We start from the raw sequence: 22670 nt of genomic DNA on the forward strand, positions 1-22670 counted from the left end.
ATAAATTAATTAGGATTAAGGTAACTGTATGTAGTCTTCAAGAGCTGAATAAGTGGTTCGAGGTTAGCCGATGGGTGAAAAACCTAAACTGAAGGTTACACTGTTAACGGGGCGCACAATAGAGCAAGGTGTTGGAAAAGAGCTTGGAAAAGCTACAAAAGAATATGCAGAAAGCGTCTCCATATGCTATATGGATCCTGAAGACATGAAAAAGCTCGGCGTAAAAGATGGAACAAACATTCAAGTTTCCACGGCTTTTGGTTCGGTTGTAGTGAAAGCCAAAAAATCTTTGAGGGCGCCCCACCCCAGCGTTATATATATTCCCTACGGGCCTTGGGCGAACGCTATTGTGAATCCTGAAACTCACGGTATCGGCATGCCCTCTTTTAAAGGTGTGCCTGCCACCGTAGAGCCTGCCCCAGACAAGCCTGTTTTAGGCTTGGAAGAACTCCTTAAACAACAGTTTAGGAAGGGTTAGAAGTGCAGGTTGTCAAAGCCGTAACGTGTCCGGTTTGTGGAAGCTTATGTGACGACATAGAGCTAACCGTAGAAAACGGCCAGATTGTTAAGGTTAAAAACGGCTGCGCCATGTGTGAAGCCAAATTCCTGGGCCACCGTGGTGAGCATCGTATACTAAAGCCTCTGATTAGAAAGAACGGTGAACTTGTTGAGACAACTCTCGAAGAAGCTGTTAAGCGGGCTGCAGAAATTCTTGCAGGTGCCAATTATCCTGTGCTTTACGGTTGGAGCAGCACAAGCTGCGAAGCCACAAGTGTAGGCATAGAACTTGCCGAAGAAGTTGGCGGCGTCATAGACAACACGGCAGTTGTCTGCCACGGCCCATCACTTTTAAGCGTTCAAGACGTCGGCATATCATCGTGCACTCTAGGGCAAATCCGTCATAGAGCCGACTTAATCATTTATTGGGGATGCGACCCATGGAGCGCCCATCCAAGACATATTGAACGTTACACAGCCTTCTCTGAGGGCAGATTCGAGAAAAGTGCATGGCGAAACTACGTGGCCAAAATTAAAGCTCTCGTGGGTCGGAAGAAAATTCAAAGCACTGTTAAAAGGCTCGTCTTAAAAAAACCTCCGGAAATTAAAGCCCGACTAGAGCCTACTTTTATTCCCTCCATCATGAAGGAAGGCCGAAAACTCATAGTTATCGACGTTAGACGTACAAAAACAGCGGAGATGGCTGACTTCTTCGTCCAAGTGGAGCCCAACAAAGACTACGAGCTTCTGCAGGCTTTTAGGGCTCTAATTCGCGACCAAGAGCTTGAAGTCGACAGCGTCGCAGGTGTTCCCGTCCAATATTTGGAGGAGGTTGCCGATGCTATGGTTAACTGCGACTTCGGCGCGCTTTTCTTTGGGCTAGGCTTAACCATGAGCGGCGCCAAACTAAGAAATATTGACGCTGCACTTTCGCTGGTCCGCGATCTAAACATGCGAACAAAATTCATCATAATGCCCATGCGAGGCCACTTCAATGTAACTGGCGCTAACACGGTGTTCACTTGGCAGACAGGCTACCCATACGCCGTAGACTTTTCACTGGGCTATCCGAGGTATAACCCTGGCGAAACATCGGTTGTTGACGTGTTGCTGCGAGGCGAGTCGGACGCCGCCCTGATTGTGGCTTCTGACCCCGTCTCTAACTTTCCAAGAAAAGCCGCCGAACATCTTGTTAAGAATCCGCTTATCTACATCGGCCCACACATGGACGTTACAGCTCAAGTGGCAGATGTCGTGATTCCATCTGCTCTTGTAGGCGTTGAGGCTTCTGGAACAGCTTACCGTATGGACCACGTGCCCATACCACTCAAAAAAGTTGTAGACCCGCCAAAAGGAGTTTTGCCTGACGAAGAAATTTTGACGAGAATTTTGGCGGAGGTTAGAAAAATAAAGAGCGAAAAGGCGGAGGCGGCCTAAAATGGAGCTTTTAATAAAAAACGGGTTTGTTTATGATCCAATTAATGGTGTTAACGGCGAAAAAATGGACATAGCCATAAAAGACGGCAAAATAGTGGAAAAAGTTAATGAACGTGAAGCCAAAATAATAGACGCCTCCGGCATGGTCGTCATGCCCGGCGGCATAGACATTCACAGCCACATAGCTGGCGGAAAAGTAAATGCTGGAAGGCTATTGCGTCCAGAAGATCACTTCAAGGACGTTGAACGGAAAACCGCTGTCACAAGGTCTGGGGTGGGCTATTCTATTCCATCCACGTTTACAACAGGTTACCGTTATGCAAGGATGGGCTGGACAACTGTTATGGACCCGGCCATGCCGCCGTTAGAGGCGAAACATACCCATGAAGAGCTCAGTGACACCCCCATTATTGATAAGGCTAGTTATCCGCTTCTGGGCGACTGGTGGTTTGTGCTTGAATATCTGCGTGACGGCAAAATCGAGGAGTGCGCCCGCCACGTGGCTTGGATGATCAAAGCGACGAAAGGCTATGCCATAAAACTTGTGAATCCAGGCGGGCTTGAGGCTTGGGGCTTCGGCCGCAACGTGGAAAGCATAGACGACCCAGTTCCTCATTTCGGAATTACGCCTCGTGAAATTATCCGCGGCTTATGCAAGGTTAACAAACTTCTAAACTTGCCTCACACGATTCACGTTCACACCAACAATTTAGGCAAACCCGGCAACTATATAACTGCTTTAGAGACAATGAAATGCGTTGAGGACTTGGCGGAGGACGATAAACCAGCCATCCATATAACGCACTGCCAGTTCTGCGCCTTTAAGGGCGACGATTGGCGAACTTTCCAGTCTGGAGCCGAAGAAATAGCCAACTACGTTAATGCCCACTCTCATGTTACGATGGACATGGGGCAAATTATTTTCACGGACACCACAACCATGACGGCTGATGGTCCCTTCCAGTACACGCTTTACATGCTTAGCGGTAACAAGTGGACAAACCATGATGTGGAAACAGAGACAAGCGCTGGAATAGTTCCCTTCCATTATAAGCGGAAAAGCTATGTCCATGCAACACAATGGTCCATAGGCCTTGAACTCGCCTTGTTAATCAAGGATCCATGGAAAATCCTGATGACGACAGATCACCCCAACGCTGGGCCTTTCATTGCTTATCCGCGGATTGTTGCTTGGCTAATGAGCCGAAAAGCCAGAGAAGCCACCCTCAAAAAGATTAACCCCAAAGCTAGGAGTAGAAGCCTCTTACCATCAATAAAACGTGAATTAGACTTTTACGAAATAGCCGTAGTAACTCGCGCCGGGCAGGCCAAAGCCCTAGGCCTAAAAAGCAAGGGCCATCTCGGTGTGGGAGCAGACGCGGACATAGCCATATACAATTTTAATCCGGAAACCATGGATCCGTCAAGGAAGTATAAGGCTGTTAGACGCGCGTTTAAGCGGGCTGCCTACACCATAAAGAGTGGACAAGTGGTTGTTAAGGACGGCGAAATCCTAAAGCATGTAGACGGCGCCACCATGTGGATTGACGTGCAACTATGCGAGCCATGTGAGATAGAGCTAAATGAAAACATGAAAAGACGTTTTAAGGAATACTGGACTGTAGAGTTTGAGAATTATCCAGTTTCAGAGGATTATTTGGCAATTTCCCGTCCAATACCCGTGAAGGCTGATGTGTAATGAATGTGAATCTCTACCCCATAAAAGAGTTCAAACTACCTATTGTGGCAGAATGCATAAACCCAGACGTTTTCAAAGGTAAAAGCCTAAAAGAAGTCGAAGCCCTAGAAGTCTGGGAAGGAAACAAACAGAAAAGACTAGGCGAACTCTTCAAGGTGGAAGGGGAAAACGTTGAAGGCGCCAAGGAAGCCCCTGTGATAACTGTTCATGGCGATGTTAGCCGTGTTAGGCGAATAGGCGCCGGCATGAAAAGCGGCGAAATCGTTGTTAAGGGCGACGCTGGTATGCATTTAGGCGAGGAAATGCGGGGCGGAAAAATAACAGTTTACGGCAACGTTTTAGGCTGGGCTGGCTCCATGATGAAGGGCGGCACAATAGAGATTTACGGCAACGCTGGCGACTATTTGGGGTCTCCTTACAGGGGCAGTACTGAGGGAATGAAGGGCGGAAAAATAATAGTGCATGGAAACGTCGGCCGTGAAGTCGGAGCCCACATGAAAAAGGGTATAATCAAAATCTATGGTTGTGCTGGACAATTTGTGGGCTTCCGCATGAGAGGCGGCACAATCTACGTGCAGAAAGATTGCGAAGCGAGAGCCGGTGCATGTATGGTGGATGGTACCATAGTGGTTGGTGGTCACATAGAGTCAGTCATGCCCACTTTCACTATTGAAGGTTTAAGGAAGAAAGTCAAAATCGAGGAAAGCGAAGTTGTCGAGACACCCTTCTACCTTTTCATAGGCGATTTGACTGAAAATGGTCACGGAAGGCTTTTCGTCGCCAAAGGACCGAATCCTCATCTAAACCATTATGAAAGATTTCTTTAAGTAGAGAGGGCAAATCTTGTCGAAAACCGTTTTAAGTGTAAATCGTTTGGCTTGGAAACTTTTAGAAAAGCTATGTGAAAACCCTGAATATTATGGTGTAAAAGTTGAAAATAGAAACGGCGCTATAGTGGTGGACGCAGGCATAAACGCTAGAGGCGGCTTTCAAGCTGGCAAAATAATAACGGAAATCTGCATGGGTGGATGCGGAAAAGCACGTATAAGCTGTAGCCGATATGGCGAACTTGAGCTTCCGACAATATTTGTTTACACAGATCATCCGGCTATAGCCACTTTGGGTTCACAGTTTGCGGGTTGGAACATCAAGAATGGCGATTACTCTGCTATTGGCTCCGGACCAGCTAGAGCCATAGTCCAAAAACCGAAGGAGATCTATGAGCGTTTGGGCTACAAGGACGAATGCGAGAAAGCTATAGTAGTTTTGGAAACCGACAAATACCCGCCGGAAACGCTCATAGAGCGCTTAGCCCGCGACTGCAAAGTGGAAAAGAAAAATCTAGCTATAATATTGACGCCGACAGCAAGTGTCGCCGGCGCCACTCAAGTGGCTGGCAGAATTGTTGAAACTGGGATTCACAAGCTTGAGAAGCTTGACCTTGACCCTAAAATGATTCTTCACGCTTGGGGGTACGCTCCCATACCGCCAACTCACCCAAAGTTTATTAAAGCCATGGCGAGAACTAATGATGCCATCCTTTATGGCGGAGTAACCTATTATGTAGTGGATTGTGAAAACGAGGAGGCCTTGGCGAAAACTGTGGAAAAGGCACCATCAAAGGCCTCTGAGGACTATGGTCATCCATTTCTTGAAATTTTCAAGGCAGCAGGCTACGACTTCTATAGGATAGATCCAAATATTTTCGCGCCAGCAGTTGTGATTGTTAACAACTTGAGAACCGGAAACACTTTCAAGGCTGGAGACATAAACCTGAACGCTTTGAAAGAATCTTTTGGTTTCTAATCAACCATTAATTAGTATGTTTGGAGACACTCGCGGCAGCTTTTTGCGCTCCGAGGAATCTTGAGACGAAATCTTTGAACCCATTGTTTCCGTTAAGAGCTCCCATTAAAAGGCTCATAACAAATATTTCTACCCAAGCTTTTGAAATAACTATTGGTATCATGAATTCCATAACGCGGCCATAGAAATATGGCACCAGATAGCGGAAATATGTTATAGTGAAGATACACTCTGGAATATACGAAGCAAGTATTACTGGAATCGTTAATGTGGAGGACTTGGAACGGCTGTTTACGCGTAACGCTTTGTAAAGGAGGCTGGCTGTTAAGCCTGTCAAAGCCTTTCCGGAAGGCACTCCGATAAGCGACAGAAGCCCGAGGGAGCCCATAACATAGCCGAAATAGTATCCGGCGTAAATGCCGCTTATAAATCCAACGATAACACCTAAGGCTGGGCCGCCGAATATAGCTGCGGTGAATGTTGCGATGTGGGAAAAGTCTAAAGCAGCGCCGCCTTGACCTACCGCTGCGAAAATTGGAGCAATATTCAACGATATAACTGAAAGGAGCAGGCCTAAAGCGCTCATGAGAGTAGCGAAGGTTATTTGTCTACTGTTCATTTATCTCACACTGTCCAATCGCTTTAAATCGCTAATTATTTAAGAGTAACTACTCAAAAATGAGTATTCAAGAAATAAATATAATTTCTGCCCATTCAATTGTTGGGAAAACGATTTGTGCACACGCTTAGAAATCCCGTTGTCAGAGCTTAAAAAGTGGCTTGAAAACCAAAATTACTCGATTCTCACACCAGTCCAAGGTAAAGCTGAAAAGCTTCTTGAGGAGATGCGTAAAATCCAAAGAAACCCAGTTGAGGCTTGTAAAACGCTTATGGAAAGTAGCCGAAAGGAAATCGATAAACGCAATGCTCGCACTTTTAAATGGGCTCAAGCCTTAAACAAATTGGCTAAACTGTTTTTGGAGCAACTGCAACAAATCAAGGTTCTAGAAAAAAGTTTCTTTCAAGAATGTTGAAGAGTTTGTGGGCATCGTCCAGAAAGCTTATGCGGTCACGGATGCGGATGTGCGGAATTGGTTTCCAAGAATTTCCCCTTTTTTCATAATGGATCGCAGCAGATTCCTATGAGCTTTTGAAGGTGCAAAGGCTTCGCTTAAAGAAAAAGATTCAAGAAACCCTTGGAAAATAAATAGCTACAAAAGCCTCGTGGAAAAGAGCATTTTAGACTTTAGTGGACGTGAAGCCTCTATAAACATATGGGGCTGAAAAGCTTGCAGCTTCAACAAATAGTTAAAGAGGCTCTCGATGCCTCAGGTCGAGAGTTCAGCCAACTTGTAGAAAAAGCTACGAGCCTCCTTAAAGGCGAAAATGGGAAAATTGGAAACTTTGAAGTTATAGGACGACTTATAAAGCTTCAACCAGTAGGCGAGGCTCTGGTTGTAGGCGATTTGCACGGCGACCTCGAAAGCCTCATTGACATCTTGAACAGCAGTCAATTTATTCAAAAAATGGGTCAAAGCTCTGACGCCGTTATCATGTTCCTTGGTGACTATGGGGATAGGGGCCCATATTCGGCGGAAGTTTACTACATCGTTTTAAAGCTTAAACTTCAGTTTCCAAGACAAATAATTCTGCTACGGGGGAACCATGAGGGGCCAGAAGATCTTATGGCTTCACCACACGACTTACCTTGGCAGTTTGAAGCGCGGTTCAGCGTGGAATGGAAAGAAGCCTACACACGCATACGCGAACTCTTCAAGTACCTATACAACGCGGTAGTTGTTGAAGATCGTTACCTAATGGTGCATGGCGGTCCACCACCCGAAGCAAAAACTCTTGAAGACTTAGCTTACGCCCATATGAGACATCCCAAAGAAAGCTTATTGGAGGATTTATTGTGGAGCGACCCCATTGATACCATAAGCGAAACATGTGCTTCGCCCCGCGGTGCCGGAAAACTTTTTGGACAAAATGTGACGAATGTTGCCTTGCAACGTTTCGGCGTAAAAATTTTTATCCGAGGCCACGAACCATGCATGGAAGGCTACAAAATAAACCATAATGGAAAAATCTTAACTCTGTTCTCGAGAAAGGGGCCACCATACTTTAACGAACACGGCGCATATTTAATGGTGGGCCTTTCTGAAAAACCGCAAAATGCCATGGAACTGCAACCCTACATCCACGAATTCTAGTAAGCTCCGCTTCCTATGTAGAGTCAAAGTAAAAAGAAAAAACAGCATATCTGAGTTATAAAACTGGGTTTTTCTTACCTTTAAACATGGCTGCCTCCTTAAATTGTGAGCTTTTACATAAAATGTTTGTGGATTTTCGCATAGACACATAATGCAAAGCGTTACACGGAAACTTTAAGAGTTTAGCTAAACACCGTTTCTCATGGTTAAACATCAAGCAAGGCGGTTAAATCTTGAAGTTTGGAATAGTCACACGGAATCCAAACGCCTACAGTTCAACTCAACTCCGCGAGGCGTTAGAAAGACGTGGAATCCCCTACGTCTGTTTCAGTTTCCCATGGCTTGTCGCCCGTGTTGGCTACAGACCCTACTTAAACGTGCGAAGCATAGATGTCCTAAAAGATTTAAATGCGTTAATTATACGACCTATTGGACGTGGCTCGCTTGAAGAGATTGTTTTTCGCATGGACTTGCTTTATCGGCTTGAGCGTTTAGGCTTTTATGTAGTTAACCCGCCTGAAGCCATCGAACACTGTGTAGACAAATATGATTTGTTGGCTATTCTAGAAGATAATGGTGTACCGGTACCTCGGACAGCTGTTACAGAAGATCCGGATGAAGCCTTAAAGGCGTTTCACGAACTTGGCGGAGACGTTGTGGTGAAGCCGATTTTCGGCTCCCGTGGAATTGGCTCTACACGTATAAATGATCCGGAGGTAGCTTACACGGTTTTTAGGGCAATAGCATTCTATCATGGCGTAATATACCTCCAAGAATTCGTGCCCCATGGATGTTCTGATGTTCGCGCCTTCGTTATAGGTGATCGTGTGACGGCAGCCATGCGTCGTGTCGCAACCAGCTGGAAAACCAACTACAGCCAAGGCGCACGTCCAGAACCGTTAAGGCTTGAAGGCCAGCTTGAAGAGTTGGCGGTGAAATCCGCCCAGCTAATAAAGTGTAAAATTGCAGGTGTAGACATTCTGGAAAGCCCAAGAGGCCCATTAATAATAGAGGTTAACAGTCAACCCGGCTGGCGGGGCTTGCAGTCTATTGCCCGTGTCAACATTGCAGACGAAATAATAAGCTTTGTGCTATCAGAATTGAAAAAATAGAGGGGAGGTATCCAATTTATCAAAGTGAAAATTGTTAAAATTAACATTAAAACCCAAGAGCTCATGAAAACCGAGGATTTAGTAGCGGAGGAAACACATATTCACGTATTTATAAACAAGAGACCTTATGCCACCATATTCTGCACACCGCAAGACCTTAAAGAGCTGGTTGCAGGGCACATCCTTTCCGAAGGCCTCATAGAAAATATCGGGGAAATCGAGAAAATAAGCATTAAAGAAAATGGCTTATGCAATGTAAGCCTAAAATCCACCGTGAACATCGAATCTCGATTAAAACTTGCCCAGCGGCTTTACCGTATAATTCCATCAGCATGCGGGGGTCCATATCAGCCTCTGGCACTGAAACATGTCAAAAAAGTGGACTCAAAACTAACTGTGAAGGCTGAAACAATTCAGCGTTGCATCCAAAACTTAAATAACATGTCCGAAACTTACCGGAAAACCCATGGAGTACACGCAGCCGCCCTTTTTAGATCAGATGAAACGCTTTCAGCCTTTGCGGAAGATGTGGGCCGTCACAATGCCGTTGACAAAGTTATAGGCAAATGCGCCCTAAAAGGAGAAACCTTTAACGAATGCCTCTTAATCTCAAGCGGCAGATTAACCGCAGACATAGTGCTTAAAGCCGCAAGAGTTGGCATACCCATAGTCGCCTCTATAACAGCAACTTTAAACTCTAGCATAGAAATCGCCCAAAAAGCAAACCTAACATTAATAGGCTTCGTCCGCGGCTTCTACATGAAAATTTATAACGCTCCTGAACGAATTCTCTTTCCTTAGCATGTCTGTAGCTTGCAACTTTCTCTTACAGAGATTACAGAAGTTCATGAGGGCTCAAGCTTTTACCCATAAGCTTCTCTATAACCAGTTTTGCAACTTTTGCACCGCTTAGGAGCATACCTCCGAATATTGGGCCCATGCGTGGCGTTTGTTCTATGGCTGCTACGGCCATGCCCGCCGCAAAAAGTCCCGGGCAAACCTCTCTCGTGTTTTTTATTGTTAATTTTTCAGCTTGGGATGACCACATAGATTTTTCGCCTTTGACAGTTATTCCCAGCTGGGGAATTTTTCTTGAGGCGATTGCAAGAATTTCTGCGTCGTGACCAGTGCAGTCCACAACGGCTTTAGATTTGACGGCTAACGGATCAACATGAAGCCCAGCCATTATAACAGACGTCCACTGCACTACGACACCTGCAATCCTTGTTGGCGAATCGCGGTATATCAAGTCTTCAACGGTTACGCCCAAAATTATTTTTGCTCCAGCATCAACTGCCCCGCAAGCCAGCTTAGCCATCATGTCGGCTGCGTCCAGTATGAAAAGCCCCTTTTCCAACGGTTCAAGCCTACAGCCCACTTCCCGAAGAATCTTATCTGCAGGTGACTGCACAACAACTTTATGGAACTGCATGCCTCCACCGCCTATTCCCCCGCCAAAAGAAAGCTTCCTTTCAAAAACAACGGTTTTAAGTCCAGCCTTAGCCAAGTATCTTGCTGCAGTCAAACCGGAAGGCCCAGCGCCCACAATGACAACATCTGTTTCCGCTATGCTCAACCAGTCTTCCAAGGATTTTAGAACTATCGCCTTTGTTATGGCCTCTTCTTCAACATCCCAAATTTGTTCAACCATGGCATATCCGCTCCACGCGTTTAGGAGTTATTAACCCCCCTTTTAAACTATTTTCCCAATTTGCGTTTAACATTAAACGCAAATTGTTCATCTGTTCTTTATCTCTTCAGCAATTTTTACGACCAGTTTCGCTAGGGACAAGGCGTCTTTTCCAAATATAACTATCATAGGCTCTTTTCCAATGTCTCCTCTATGATAAATTACGTCTGGAACATTTCCAACCTTCTTTATAGCTTCCTTCACACCCCAAGGTATCGTCATTCCCTCAACCATTTTAATTTCCTCCGGTTCTTTTGTGCGATCATAGAAAGAAACAGTTAAACCAATATCTTCTAACGCTTTCAATGTTTCTTCTGAAAACTTTAGGTTTACCGCCGCTCTTTTATCCTCCTCGTGTTTGACAACTTCAATCAAGTAATTAGCTAAATGATGTGAGCATCCAAACCTCGGGTTTCCAGCCCTAACACCGCTTGATGTTTTAACGATCCTTCCATCTATGGCGGCGATATCGTTAACTTTTTCGGCATATCTAACCGCCATGGCGATGTTCATGCCAACTTCTGGGACGAGCGCTGCGACTTCCGGATGTTTTTCCAAAAGGTTTTTGGCTTCTTCTAGGCTTGACAAAACCTCATATTTTGAAGTTTCACGGTAAAGATAAACCATAGGATTAACCGGACCATAACCCTTACCAATTTTTAAGCCGAATTTTATGCTCAAGGTAACAAAATTTTTGGCTTTCTCCACAGCCTCTGGGACATCCATTTTCTTGGCAAGTCCAGCCGCTATGGCTGCCGAAAAACTGCATCCAGTTCCATGCGTAGTTTTCACGTCTAGCCTAGGAGCTGTGAACTTCCAAAACCTGCCTTCATAGTAAAGGAAATCTGTAACTTCTTCACCCTCAAAATGTCCCCCTTTTATTACAACAGCTTCAGGACCCATTTTGGAGATTTCCATGGCGGCAGTTTCAACATCCATTAAGCTTTTTATTTCGATGCCTGAAAGCCTTTCAGCTTCAAATCTGTTGGGGGTAACCACTTTTGCTAATGGAAGCAAGCGCTTTTTCAAGACGTCTATGGCTTCAGCCTCTAGCAAGGGAGCCCCAGACTTTGACACCATAACTGGATCCACGACTAATGGGAAACTATACTTGGAGACTTCGGAGGCTACAGCTTCTATAATTTCCTTGGTATGAAGCATGCCGGTTTTCCCAGCGTCTATTCCAAAATCCTCAGCTACAGTCCTAATTTGTTCGATAACTATCTCCGGCCTCAAATCCTGCACAGCCTTAACGGAATGAGTGTTTTGGGCGGTAACCGATGTGATGGCGACGGTTCCGTGGACACCTAAAGCTGCAAAAGTCTTTAGATCTGCCTGGATTCCGGCACCGCCTCCAGAGTCGCTTCCAGCAATAGTTATCGCAATTGGAGTTTGGCTCTTCATAGACACTGTCCTTCCGATTTTAGGGCTTCCTTTAAAACTTTTAAGGCGCAGTATTTGGAGCACATGGAACATGTCTCTGGATTTTTTTGCTTTATGCGCCCATGAATTCTCTTGGCCTTCTCAGGATCTATAGCGTTCTCAAATTGTCCTTTCCAGTCGAGATTTGCCCTAGCCCTAGCCATGGCGAAGTCGCGTGCTGCGGTTTTTACTCCCAGCTTAGCAATGTCCGCAGCGTGTGCAGCGATTTTTGTGGCTATGACTCCTTCCTTAACGTCTTCAATGCTTGGCAAGCCTAAATGTTCTGCTGGCGTCAAGTAGCATAGGAAGTCGGCTCCTGCCAGACCCGCTAATGCTCCACCTATGGCTCCAACAATGTGGTCATATCCAGGTGCTATTTCCGTGACAACAGGGCCAAGCACATAGAACGGAGCGCCCTTACATATGGCTTTCTCAAGTTGAACGTTTGCGGCCACGTCGTTTAAGGGCAAGTGGCCTGGGCCCTCAACCATAACCTGAACATGTGCAGCCCTAGCCCTTTCCACAAGTTCTCCAATGGTTAGCAGTTCTTGAATTTGAGCCCAGTCTGTGGAGTCGAAAATGCAGCCTGGCCTTAAACCGTCTCCAAGGCTTAGCACGAAATCGTATTTTTTGGCTATCTCGAGAAGGTAGTCGTAGTTTGCATATAACGGGTTTTCCTTGTCATGGTGAAGTATCCACGCCGCCAGGAATGTTCCACCACGGCTCACAATCCCCATTAGCCTCGGATATTTTGCCAGTTTTTTTATAATGTTCTGTGTCACACCACAGTGCACCGTCATAAAGTCAACGCCGTCTTTTGCATGTTTCTCAATCGTGTTGAATATGTCGTCTTCTGTCATATGTATTATTGCGCCTCTTTTTTCCGCTGCCTCTATAGCTGCTTGATAAATGGGAACTGTCCCGATGGGTACGTTTACAGCCTTAATTAAAGCCCTTCTTATCTTGTCTAAGTCACCGGCCGTGCTTAAATCCATAATCGTGTCTGCACCGTATTGGACGGCAACCTTAGCCTTCTCAATCTCCACGTTTAGGTCGCATAGATCTTGACTTGTGCCAATGTTAGCGTTAACCTTTGTTCGAAGTCCCTTGCCAATCCCCACGGGGTTAACATTCTCTCGTTGGACATTACGCGTTATTATAACAGTGCCTTCTGCTATACGCTGGCAAATTGCTTGCGGCGATTCGCCCTCATTCTCGGCGACTATACGCATTTCTTCTGTTATCTGTCCTCTCTTAGCTGCCTCGATCTGAGTCGTCAAAATAGAACCCCCAATAACTACAGGTCCTTATTGAGGTTGGTTGTTTAAGAAGGCCTGAAGACACTTTCGTTCACTCCAATTTCCCTCCGCCGGTATTACCCGGGTCAGGTTCTAGGGGTCGACCGCGCTCAGCAGTCCTCTCAGCCGGGTCACCGCCCAGCTCCCCCAGATTCAATTGCAGATTAACAAATATATACCTATCTTCCCTAACCTAAAACGTTGCCATAACACTTTTCACTTATTGAGCTGCAATTCAACTGGGAAAAACGGCAAGCTTAACGAGTCTTGGGTATTGCGTGAACATGGCTAAGTCAAGTTAAGGAAGTGAGATGTAGCAACGTTTCACTACAATTCTGGCAGAACCTTTATTGGAGCAACTATTGAGGTCATCAGACTTTCTACGCCTGGGATGTTTTGGATGTTTAAGACTGTTTGTTCGAGTTCTATATGGTCTTTTGCCTTAACAGCGCATATTATGTCGTATGGTCCTAGCACGCTGTCCGCAGTTAATATGTTTGGAATCGTTAGAAGTTTTGTTCGGACACCTTCTAAACTCTTTGGTTTAGTGTTTATGAATAAAAAGGCGAATGGTTTTTCCCTAAGCGGCGGACCTTCTGATATCACAATGAGACTAAGTGTTTTAGTTATTAAATCTTCTTCAGCACCAATGTTTCTCACGGGATTAAAAGCTTTTTCAATAAATTCATCTAGGCTTTTCAAACCACTGAATGGGATAAGTATGTCAATTGGTCCGAACAACAGGAATATGTCTTGCTCGGAAAAGCATGTGCTCTCCCGTTCACGGATGCACAAGTTCAGGAGCCTTTTTAAGACTTCTACGTAAGCACCAACCTTACATGTTAAACCCATATATGCCTTCAATTCTTTCACGCTGCCCAAATTCTATTATTTGCAGTCTAAGCTGAAACAGAATTTAAAAAGAGGTATATAAGCAAATCCACTGTACAAACTCTTGCGTGCAACTAGGTTATAAGTGACCATGTTCGAAAATGCTAAATGTTATAAAGCGAAGCGAACATTTCTAAATGCTCACCGGAGCTGTTGGTATGTTTCACAATGAACTCCGTAAGGATTATCTTCTTGACCGTTGGGTGGTAATCGCTACTGAACGGGGGCGCCGTCCAACGGATTTCGCCCGAAAAGAGAAACTCCAAGCTAAAGTTGGCGTTTGCCCTTTCTGTCCGGGAAACGAGCGAATGACCCCACCAGCGATGCTTGCATATGTAGAGTCTAATGGGAAAATTGAAAAGGTAAAGGATGAAGATGGTTTCAGGCATAAGAACTGGATTGTCCGATGCTTTCCAAACCTTTTCCCGGCTTTTACTCCACCAAAAGAAGAATTATGCAAAGAGGAAGTTGTAAAGGCCTCTGATTTGGCTTTAGCTGTGGGGCATCATGAGGTTTTGGTTGAATCTCCAAATCATAATGAGCATCCCTCAGAGGCTAGTGTTCCACAACTTGTGCATGTCGTGAACGCTTATGTAGACAGGCTTTTCGAATTAGCGTCGAAGCCATATATCCGGTATGTGTCTATATTTCGCAACCACGGCTTAGAGGCTGGTGCGTCAATGTCTCACGCTCACAGCCAAATAATCGCAACCCCCCTTGTTCCCAGAATTATTGATGAAGAAGTGCGTGCAAGCGAAAGATTTTGGCGGGAAAAAGGCGAATGCATATTTTGCAACATTATCAAACTAGAACTGAAAAGCTCCCGCTTCATAACTGAAAACCAAGACTTTGTGGCTTTTGCACCGTGGGCAAGCGCTAACCCCATGGAGTTCTGGATCTTCCCGAAAAGGCACATGCTAAATCCTCTTGAAATTACGGAAAACGAGAAAGTAAGCTTTGCAAGAATCTTGAAGACATGTTTCAGCGCATTAAAAAACTTATTGAATGATCCTCCCTATAATTTCGGTTTCCACATAAGCCTAGACGAGGAGACGCGGCCGCATTATCACTGGCATTTGGAAGTTTACCCAAAATTGGCTGTGTGGGCCGGATTCGAAAAAAGCACGGGAATATACATAAACACCGTTTCGCCGGAAAATGCTGCGGAAAGCCTTAGGAGCGCCATTTCCCACTAGTTCCAAGAATTTTATTTTCAAATTGCGGTCTCAAAAGCATGACGTCCTCAACGTACGCCCTTAAAGGTTCGGCTACACTCCACGCTTGTGCTACGCAGCCTCTCGGCGTGTGTGGCGGGTCACCATCAAAGATTTCGCTTACATAGCCAAGTCCAGCTTTAAAAACTTGCTCTGTAAGGAGCGGGGCGAGGAAGTTTTTGAACGCGTACTCGCGCATGTACTCGTTATAACCTTCAACCTTAAGGTAGGCTGCTGTGAAAGGCCCGAGAAGCCAAGGCCAGACAGTGCCGTTATGGTATGCCAAATCGCGGCTTCGTCTATCGCCACGATAAACGCCAATGTATCGCGGGTCATGCTTGGTGAGGGTTCTCAAACCGTAGGGCGTTAAAAGTTCGCGATGTACAACATTCACAACTTTTTTAGCTTTTGCCCTATCCAGTATAGTAAAGTCTAGGGAAACAGCAATGATCTGGTTAGGCCTAAACGACGGGTCTCCGTTGCCATGCTTGTCTACAACGTCGAATAAGCAATTTTCATCCAAGTTCCAGAATTTCTGGTTGAAGCTTACCTTGGCTTTTTCGGCTAAAACTGCAAACTTTTCAGCTTCTTTTTTCTCACTAAATTTTTCGGCCAGAAGCTCGAAGATTTTGAGAGCATTGTACCATAATGCTTGAACCTCGACAGCTTTACCCTCTCTAGGCGTTGTGGGCTTTCCATTCACCATGGTGTCCATCCAAGTCATCCGTGGGCCATGTAAGATAAGGCCATCATTGTCTAATCGCATGTCTGTATACTTGCCTTTAACCATGTTTTCCACAAAAGTTTTCATGTTCTCCCAGAGGTTTGCCTGCACAAAGGCGAAGTCGTCAGTGTATTTTAAATACTGAAGCACAGCGTTCACGAACCATAAAGTGGCATCTACACACTTATAGTCTGGACGCATTTCTAGGTCTGAAATAAAGTTTGGAATCAAACCCTCAGTAGAGTTCTTGGCGAATGTCAAGAGAATTTGTTTTGCATCTTCAAATCTTCCAGTTGTAAGCAGGAGTCCAGGTAAAGCGATGAAAGCATCTCTGCCCCAGTCTTCAAACCAATGGTAGCCGGCAATAATTGATCTCCCGGCATGGTCTTTGTTGGATGTTGCAGCTTCAACGACGAAGGCGTCTGCAGCCAATAAAAGCCAGCTGAGCCAATCCCTAGTTTCCATGCGATGTTTGGTGTAGAATTTTTGAAGAAGCTTTTCATAACGTTTGATTTCGCCCTCATACAAGCCTTCAACATCATAAACAGTTGCAGGCATTTCATCTGCAGTTTTTTCAGTGTATGCTTCCTCCTGACCTGCAACAGCTACCAATGCAAATTTTTCACAAGTTTTTCCTTTAACTTCAAACGTAAATAATCCGGGCTGGTACCAGTTGTCGAAGTAGCTTTCCCCCCGAGCATGTTCCTCGCGAAAATAAATTTTCTCCAGCCACTTTTCGGATTTGCGGTAGGCACCGTTTGACGCTTCGATGATCACGGTCGTCGAGGCTGGCTCAACGTTTACCTTTACTCTTTTTCCTTGAATTTTTTGGGCAAATCTCGGAGGGCTCCACCATCTGTCTATAACAGCGTGGAAGTGTCTGCAGGCCAAAATTGGATAAACGTTAACTTCAACGGGTGAGGAGTTTTTGTTCTCAACGGCATATAACGCTATTGTTGCGTTTTTTCCATAAGGCATAAAAATTGTCTTTGAAATCTTTACATTTTGCAAGTTATACACATATTCCGGGAAGGGTGAAAGTGAGAACTCTTCTATGAACTGGTATCCTTGTGGATAAATTCCGCCTTGAAACTCATTTGTGAAAAGCGGATAAAACGTGTTCTCAAGCCTTAGTTCCTCGTCAAGTTTGGTTATGCAGACCATTCGTTTTCTTGGCGGATGGAAGGCTGCTACAAGTATTCCATGATACTTTCTCGTGTTTATACCTAACACTGTGGAAGAGGCGTACCCGCCTAAGCCGTTAGGTATAAGCCATTCTTTTCCGAGAAGGTCGTTGATCCTTGAGAGCTCTTCACCAGCTATGCGTATTTTCGGCGTTAGCCTAAACATTTACGGCATCAACTTCGCAACATTCTTGTTCCGAGGCACTGCGAAAAAGTTTGCGACGGGTTCACATTTTGTCCTAAACAATAATGCGTGGGGCTTTTTCAGCTTATATTCAGTAAGAGTTTCAGCGTAGCCCATACCCTTTGCAAAAACCATATCCACCGATTCATAAATGCTTAGAAATTCCGCTGAAGCCTCTTTTGGCACTAAGCCAACAGCATCCGTGCCAGTGGTTATCACTTTATCTGCGATTTTATTAATGCCGGAGGTCTCCGCATCCTCTAAAGTTGCATCGTTAAGAACCGGGCCACCCTTAACTGCTACGATAACAGTTAATCCCATGTTTTTAAGCTGCTCCACAAGCAACGTGTCGAAAACAATTTCTCCAGCGTTATCTGTCAAATACAGAACTTCCCTTGAATTTTTTGCCAATTCATAGATTTTGCCGGTATCGTCAACCACAAGGTCTTTTACCGCATCTTTAAGACTTTTCTTTAATGTATTAAATGTAAAGTTGTGGCCGGGAATGTCAAACTCCATAATGTTACCAACCATGGCACACAAGCAAGCTCGTTTAAATCTATCATACTGCGTGTAACCTTCCTCAACAAGTTTTCTCGCATAAGGCAAAAGCTTCAAAGCATTTTCATTACATAAACGCTTACTTAATCTGTATGGATCATTGTTGCCGGTTACCCTTTTGACCAATCGGTCTCTCTTTGTACCCAAGTCAGCGGGCACAGCGGATGGCTTAAACTCCTTGGTTAGCATGTGAAGAAGCTCCATCATAACCCTAAAACGTAAGGCTGGGTTCGTTGTTGCCATTTTCACTTCAGCTAGTGCCCTGTCGATAACACAAGCTGCACACTCAGCTTCTACTTTCAAAGGTGTTTCGCTCCTAAATTTTCGATTTTGCGTTTTCAGCAAAATCCCGCAAAATCATATATTGATCTTTCGCCTTCACAACAGCACTTGCCACCAAAACTCCTTGCGTGCCAAGTCTTAAAGCAGCCGCAACATCTTCACCACTGCTCACACCTGCACCGCATAAAACTGCAACTGTAGGGTTTACCTCTCTGACAAGGCGTATGGTGGCTTTTATAACGTCAGGTTTGGCTTTCGAAACCGATACACGTGTCCCTATAAGTTCTGGAGGCTCAACAGCTACAATATCTGGCTTCAATGCTGCAACAGCTGCGCTTATGCTTTGGTTACTGGCGCAGACAAGTGAAACAAGCCCATTATTACGGGCTATTCGTATAGCGGTATCTATTTCTGAAAGCCTAAGCTGTCTTTCAGAATGATTAATTATGGTTCCAACGGCACCAGCTTCTTTCACGGCGTTGGCAAGCACATATCCAGTGTAGCTTCCGGGTTCTATAGGATCTATATGTTGGGCGAAAACGGGAATTTCAACTTCTTCGGCGACCGCCGCAATATCTGTGAATTGAGGAGCAACACATATAGAAACTTGTGTTTCACGACTCACTTTCTCCGCCATTTTTGCAAGCTTAACAGCATTTTCACCAGTTGCCTCCAAATAAGTTTTGAAGTTTACAAGTATTAAAGGAAACTGTAACTTTAAGGCCAAAGTTTTCACCTAGCATGTCTAATTTTGACGTAACCTATATTTTTTTGGATAAAGAAAGGGATTTGGCGGCTTCTATTCCTTTTTTCTACCTGGAACGAAGACCGCCGCCGCGATGACGGTTGTCCATAGACCGTTTTTGTCACCGGTAGCCGATTGAGTTATGTTTGTTGTCTTGATTATAAGTCCGCTTGCCCTGAACTGTTGTTTACGCTCATCCCAAGCAGTTTGGGGGTCAAAGGGTATGCCCATGGTTGTTGCAAGCATCGTCGCTGCTAAATCCTCAGCGTAGTCTCCAGCCACCTCGTCCGTCTGACCGAAAGAGTGATGTTCCGATAAATAGCCATAATTATTTTTACCAGAGGGGATTGCCACGCCTATTGAAGCGGCGATAAGCCTATGGGGCTCATTGGTTTGGTTTCTGGCCAATACAACGAAGGTTATTTCGCCTGGCCTCAGCATTTTTAGGCCTTTCTCTTTAGGGATGAGTTTACATCCGGGCGGAATTATGCTTGAAACGTTCACTAAATTGCAGTGTTGTATGCCAGCGTTTCTTAAGGCCAACTCGAAGGATTGAAGCTGTTCCTTGTGTTTTCCAACACCTTTTGTTAGGAAGAAATATTTTGGTATCATTTTGCCATCAAAATTATGAAGGCCAGCTTAAAAGTTTTGTGTTTAGAAATTACATTGAGAACTTAGAGAGAAAAGCATAACAGAAGTTTAAACATAACTTTTTTGAGGTTCGAGGGTGTCAGCGCGACGTAGTGTCTTCAAGGATGAAACTAAACTCGACCTAAACTATGTGCCTAAGACACTTCTCCATAGAGAGACAGAAATGCGCCTCCTTAATGAATTCTTCAGCTTCATAATAACACACCCAGATAAGATGGCTCAAAGAGTTCTAATAGTGGGGGATGTTGGCACAGGCAAAACAGCTCTCTCCCAGCGTTTCGGCGCTGACATAATCCAACAGGCTAAACAACGGGGCTTAAACGTTCATTACGTTCACGTGAATTGCCGCCAGTACCGCGGAAGCCTTTTTCTTATACTCCACCATGTCATTTCATCTTTTCACCCCAACTTTCCGAAAAGGGGGTTTTCATCCGAAGAACTCCTAAACATTTTCATACAAGTTCTGGATGAAGAAAATGTCTATCTACTCTTGACTCTAGATGAATTTGAAAGCCTAATTAACAGGGAGGGCTCAGAACCCGTTTACAAGCTTACTCGCCTACAAGAGACAAGAATAGATAAACCGCAGAGGTTTTCACTCATATGTATCCTTAAAAGTCTAAATGCTATTGAAAGTTTAGATCCAAGCACGCGAAGCACACTTCAATCTAACATAATAAGGCTGGAAAGGTATACTAAGGAACAGCTCGCAGATATAATAAACGATCGAGTTCAACTGGCTTTCAAACACTCTGCAGTGCTGGAGGATACAATAGGCCTGATAGCTGAGCTTGCGGAATCTGAGGGCGGAAATGCTCGTTTTGCCATTGAACTTCTATGGAGAGCTGGAAAATACGCGGATGCTGAAGGTCTAGATATTGTCACACCGGAGTGCGTCAGAAAAGCCGTTTCAAGCATATTTGCTGTTGCGAGGAAAAGCGATCTAGCCGCCTTAAATTTTCATGAGAAACTCTTCCTTTTAGGTATGGCAAGGTTCTTTAAAGAAAACATTGACAGAGCCTACGTGACCCTAACTGAGGCTGAACAAGCATACGCTGTTGTCTGTGAAGAGTTTAATGTTCAGCCTCACACTCATACTCAGCTGTGGAAATATCTTCAAACGTTGGCAACAATGGGCATAATTAGAAAAAGTGTTTCAACAGCTGGTCAACGGGGAAGGACGACTTTAATCTATCTTCCCGGAATATCTTCTTGCGAACTGGAGAAGGAGTTAGCCTATCTTCTTGAAAGGGAGAAAAATAGCCAAAAACGTTTAAACTAATAAAGCAAATATGCGTCTTTTCCATCAAAATGCATGTTGGAGAGGCTGCGGAGTGGTGGATTGCCCACTCTGTAAGTTGGATCTAAGTAAGGAGAAAATCTTCTATCAAGATGATTCATTCATCGTTTTAAGGACAAAAAAGCTTAAAGGCCATAGAGAACGCATCATGATCGTCTACAAGCAGCACCAGCATACAATACCATTTGAGACTTGTGAACGCGCCTTGACAATTATTTCCCAAATAGGTAGAGAGATATTCAAGTATACTCCAAAGTTTGTGATTTTAGATAGCACTTTTGCATCCATAAACAACCATTGGCACTTGGTGGCTTCAGACCTTGACCCTAAAAGCGAAGACTTCGATCAAATTTTGGCGACAAGATGGATTAAAGTCGTAGACAACATGTATCCAGACCAAACTTAAAATACCTAGAAAGCCAAGATTCACCCATGCAAATAGCCATAGAGGATGTGCTTGGAAACAGGCTGCGTGTAAAGATTTTGAAGGTTCTATTCCAAATGGGAGAGTTAAATGTTTCTGAAATCGCTAGAAAAATCGGTGCAAACCATAAAACAGTCAAGGAACATTTAGAGGTTCTAAAAGAAAATGGCCTCCTCCAATACAAGAAGTTTGGGAGAATTCACTTGTATAGACTTAACGAAGGCTCTGTAAGGGCCAGAGCCTTGAAAAAATTTATGGAAGCTTGGGAAACTGTTGAAAATTTTAATGCCTCACGGAATCATTAAATAGTCAACCCCCCTCTTTAGATGTGCTTGCATAAAGGTTGAAGTGGGATTTCACATGACAATGGTGGATGTAACCGGGAAGCCGAAAGTTTTCCGCGAGGCAACGGCAACCGGCATAATTAGGCTTAAGCCGGAAACCATAAATCTGATAAAAAAGGGAAAAATTGAAAAGGGAGACCCTGTTTACACGGCGAAAATCGCAGGAACCTTGGCTGCAAAGGAGACAAGCAATCTAATCCCGCTCTGCCATCCCTTGCCCTTAACAAACGTGAAAATTGACGTAGAAGTGCTAGGCGAAACTACCATAAAAGTCTCATCCACGGTTAAGACTGAGGCACAGACAGGTGTTGAAATGGAAGCCCTAGTGGCGACGGCTATAAGCCTCCTAACAATTTGGGACATGGTAAAACAGTACGAGAAAGACGCGGAAGGCCAGTATCCATCAACAGTTATTGAGAGTATTCGCGTTGTAAAAAAGGTTAAGGAAGAACATCCAAGATGAGCAGGAGTCTGCTTAGGCATAAGGCTGAAGCTCCGAAAAAGTTGGGCTTCGGCATTTTCGTATGCAGTACATCCCGTTATGCTCAATTAAAAAAAGGCGAAGCAGTTGAGGACGAATCCGGCGATCTAATGGAGAAACTAGTTAAAGATCACGGTTACTCTGTTATTTTCCGCAAACTCATACCAGACGATAAAGCGGAAATTGAAAAAGGAGTGAAACATGTCCTAGAATCAAATGCTGTAGATGTAGCCGTTTTTTGCGGTGGAACGGGCATAACTTCCACAGATATAACCATCGAGACGGTTTCGCCCTTCATGGAAAAAGTTCTACCTGGATTTGGGGAGCTTTTTAGACTTTTGAGTTACGAAAAAATAGGCTCGGCCGCAGTCTTGTCTCGCGCCTTCGCCGGAACAGCCAGAGGCAAAGTTTTCTTCTGTATTCCAGGCTCACCCGATGCTGTTAGGCTTTGTTTTGAAAAGCTTATATTGCCGGAAGCTGCACACATCGTTAGGCATGCGCGGGAATAAC

Annotated in this window: 24 protein-coding genes and 1 riboswitch; of the genes, 15 read left to right on the plus strand and 9 right to left on the minus strand. The window is 44.7% G+C overall.

From position 1 onward, the window contains the following. Positions 1-70: 70 nt before the first annotated feature. From KEJ24_00915 to KEJ24_00935, 5 genes are read left to right on the plus strand one after another with little or no spacing between them, the layout of a single operon-like run. Positions 71-478 (plus strand): molybdopterin dinucleotide-binding protein, encoded by a 408-nt coding sequence (locus KEJ24_00915; GenBank protein MBS7646387.1) that lies wholly within the window; start codon positions 71-73, stop codon positions 476-478. 2 nt (positions 479-480) lie between these two features. Next, entirely contained in the window at positions 481-1935 is a 1455-nt protein-coding gene (locus KEJ24_00920; protein MBS7646388.1) for a molybdopterin-dependent oxidoreductase, read from the plus strand. Between the two features lies 1 nt (position 1936). After that, on the plus strand, positions 1937-3634 hold the full coding sequence (locus KEJ24_00925; GenBank protein ID MBS7646389.1) for a formylmethanofuran dehydrogenase subunit A: 1698 nt from the start codon (positions 1937-1939) through the stop codon (positions 3632-3634). Continuing rightward, entirely contained in the window at positions 3634-4461 is an 828-nt protein-coding gene (locus KEJ24_00930; GenBank protein MBS7646390.1) for a formylmethanofuran dehydrogenase subunit C, read from the plus strand. Before KEJ24_00925 ends, KEJ24_00930 begins: the two co-directional genes overlap by 1 nt. Before the next feature lie 16 nt (positions 4462-4477). Further along, entirely contained in the window at positions 4478-5440 is a 963-nt protein-coding gene (locus tag KEJ24_00935) for a methenyltetrahydromethanopterin cyclohydrolase (protein MBS7646391.1), read from the plus strand. Between the two features lie 7 nt (positions 5441-5447). Here the strand turns inward: KEJ24_00935 and KEJ24_00940 are convergent, their stop codons facing one another. Next, complete coding sequence (locus tag KEJ24_00940) at positions 5448-6059, minus strand: hypothetical protein (GenBank protein ID MBS7646392.1); 612 nt, start codon at positions 6057-6059, stop codon at positions 5448-5450. 115 nt (positions 6060-6174) lie between these two features. Here KEJ24_00940 and KEJ24_00945 point away from each other — a divergent pair, with 115 nt between their 5' ends. The 4 genes from KEJ24_00945 to fdhD all read left to right on the plus strand — a co-directional run bounded on the left by KEJ24_00945 (position 6175) and on the right by fdhD (position 9566). Continuing rightward, on the plus strand, positions 6175-6474 hold the full coding sequence (locus KEJ24_00945; protein MBS7646393.1) for a hypothetical protein: 300 nt from the start codon (positions 6175-6177) through the stop codon (positions 6472-6474). Between the two features lie 255 nt (positions 6475-6729). Beyond that, on the plus strand, positions 6730-7653 hold the full coding sequence (locus tag KEJ24_00950; GenBank protein MBS7646394.1) for a serine/threonine protein phosphatase: 924 nt from the start codon (positions 6730-6732) through the stop codon (positions 7651-7653). A 233-nt stretch (positions 7654-7886) separates the two neighbouring features. Continuing rightward, a complete protein-coding gene (locus tag KEJ24_00955) occupies positions 7887-8765 on the plus strand; it encodes a RimK family alpha-L-glutamate ligase (protein ID MBS7646395.1) in 879 nt (292 codons plus the stop codon). A gap of 24 nt (positions 8766-8789) precedes the next feature. Beyond that, on the plus strand, positions 8790-9566 hold the full coding sequence (gene fdhD, locus KEJ24_00960; GenBank protein ID MBS7646396.1) for a formate dehydrogenase accessory sulfurtransferase FdhD: 777 nt from the start codon (positions 8790-8792) through the stop codon (positions 9564-9566). Positions 9567-9600: 34 nt separating this feature from the next. On the opposite strand, the gene KEJ24_00965 is transcribed toward fdhD, so the two are convergent. The 4 genes from KEJ24_00965 to KEJ24_00980 all read right to left on the minus strand — a co-directional run bounded on the left by KEJ24_00965 (position 9601) and on the right by KEJ24_00980 (position 14039). Then, positions 9601-10416 (minus strand): sulfide-dependent adenosine diphosphate thiazole synthase, encoded by an 816-nt coding sequence (locus tag KEJ24_00965; GenBank protein ID MBS7646397.1) that lies wholly within the window; start codon positions 10414-10416, stop codon positions 9601-9603. Positions 10417-10503: 87 nt separating this feature from the next. Continuing rightward, positions 10504-11859 (minus strand): bifunctional hydroxymethylpyrimidine kinase/phosphomethylpyrimidine kinase, encoded by a 1356-nt coding sequence (locus KEJ24_00970; GenBank protein ID MBS7646398.1) that lies wholly within the window; start codon positions 11857-11859, stop codon positions 10504-10506. Continuing rightward, a complete protein-coding gene (thiC, locus tag KEJ24_00975) occupies positions 11856-13160 on the minus strand; it encodes a phosphomethylpyrimidine synthase ThiC (GenBank protein MBS7646399.1) in 1305 nt (434 codons plus the stop codon). The genes KEJ24_00970 and thiC overlap by 4 nt, the downstream gene beginning before the upstream one ends. A gap of 61 nt (positions 13161-13221) precedes the next feature. Continuing rightward, positions 13222-13334, minus strand: a riboswitch (TPP riboswitch). A 168-nt stretch (positions 13335-13502) separates the two neighbouring features. Then, complete coding sequence (locus KEJ24_00980; protein ID MBS7646400.1) at positions 13503-14039, minus strand: Lrp/AsnC ligand binding domain-containing protein; 537 nt, start codon at positions 14037-14039, stop codon at positions 13503-13505. 185 nt (positions 14040-14224) lie between these two features. Here KEJ24_00980 and galT point away from each other — a divergent pair, with 185 nt between their 5' ends. Then, positions 14225-15262, plus strand: a complete 1038-nt coding sequence (gene galT / locus KEJ24_00985; GenBank protein ID MBS7646401.1) for a galactose-1-phosphate uridylyltransferase — start codon at positions 14225-14227, stop codon at positions 15260-15262. Here the strand turns inward: galT and KEJ24_00990 are convergent. The 4 genes from KEJ24_00990 to KEJ24_01005 all read right to left on the minus strand — a co-directional run bounded on the left by KEJ24_00990 (position 15240) and on the right by KEJ24_01005 (position 19572). Then, complete coding sequence (locus tag KEJ24_00990; protein MBS7646402.1) at positions 15240-17354, minus strand: glycogen debranching enzyme family protein; 2115 nt, start codon at positions 17352-17354, stop codon at positions 15240-15242. The two genes, galT and KEJ24_00990, sit on opposite strands and share 23 nt — an antisense overlap. Next, positions 17355-18236, minus strand: coding sequence for a DUF89 family protein (locus KEJ24_00995; GenBank protein MBS7646403.1), 882 nt, complete (start codon positions 18234-18236; stop codon positions 17355-17357). A gap of 13 nt (positions 18237-18249) precedes the next feature. Beyond that, on the minus strand, positions 18250-18942 hold the full coding sequence (gene tpiA / locus KEJ24_01000) for a triose-phosphate isomerase (GenBank protein MBS7646404.1): 693 nt from the start codon (positions 18940-18942) through the stop codon (positions 18250-18252). A 72-nt stretch (positions 18943-19014) separates the two neighbouring features. Continuing rightward, entirely contained in the window at positions 19015-19572 is a 558-nt protein-coding gene (locus KEJ24_01005) for an arginine decarboxylase, pyruvoyl-dependent (GenBank protein MBS7646405.1), read from the minus strand. Positions 19573-19687: 115 nt separating this feature from the next. Between KEJ24_01005 and KEJ24_01010 the strand changes: the two genes are divergently transcribed. The 5 genes from KEJ24_01010 to KEJ24_01030 all read left to right on the plus strand — a co-directional run bounded on the left by KEJ24_01010 (position 19688) and on the right by KEJ24_01030 (position 22669). Beyond that, complete coding sequence (locus KEJ24_01010; protein ID MBS7646406.1) at positions 19688-20893, plus strand: ORC1-type DNA replication protein; 1206 nt, start codon at positions 19688-19690, stop codon at positions 20891-20893. A gap of 52 nt (positions 20894-20945) precedes the next feature. Next, positions 20946-21317, plus strand: a complete 372-nt coding sequence (locus tag KEJ24_01015) for a hypothetical protein (GenBank protein MBS7646407.1) — start codon at positions 20946-20948, stop codon at positions 21315-21317. A 26-nt stretch (positions 21318-21343) separates the two neighbouring features. Then, positions 21344-21640 carry a winged helix-turn-helix transcriptional regulator gene (locus KEJ24_01020; protein ID MBS7646408.1) on the plus strand — a complete coding sequence of 99 codons (297 nt, stop codon included), beginning with the start codon at positions 21344-21346 and terminating at the stop codon, positions 21638-21640. 61 nt (positions 21641-21701) lie between these two features. Continuing rightward, a complete protein-coding gene (gene moaC / locus KEJ24_01025; GenBank protein MBS7646409.1) occupies positions 21702-22142 on the plus strand; it encodes a cyclic pyranopterin monophosphate synthase MoaC in 441 nt (146 codons plus the stop codon). Continuing rightward, the gene (locus KEJ24_01030; GenBank protein MBS7646410.1) at positions 22139-22669 is read left to right on the plus strand and encodes a molybdenum cofactor biosynthesis protein MoaB; all 531 of its coding nucleotides are present in this window, start codon (positions 22139-22141) and stop codon (positions 22667-22669) included. The genes moaC and KEJ24_01030 overlap by 4 nt, the downstream gene beginning before the upstream one ends. The last annotated feature ends 1 nt before the right edge of the window (position 22670 follow it).

Source organism: Candidatus Bathyarchaeota archaeon (assembly GCA_018396705.1).
Lineage (GTDB): Archaea > Thermoproteota > Bathyarchaeia > Bathyarchaeales > Bathycorpusculaceae > DRVP01.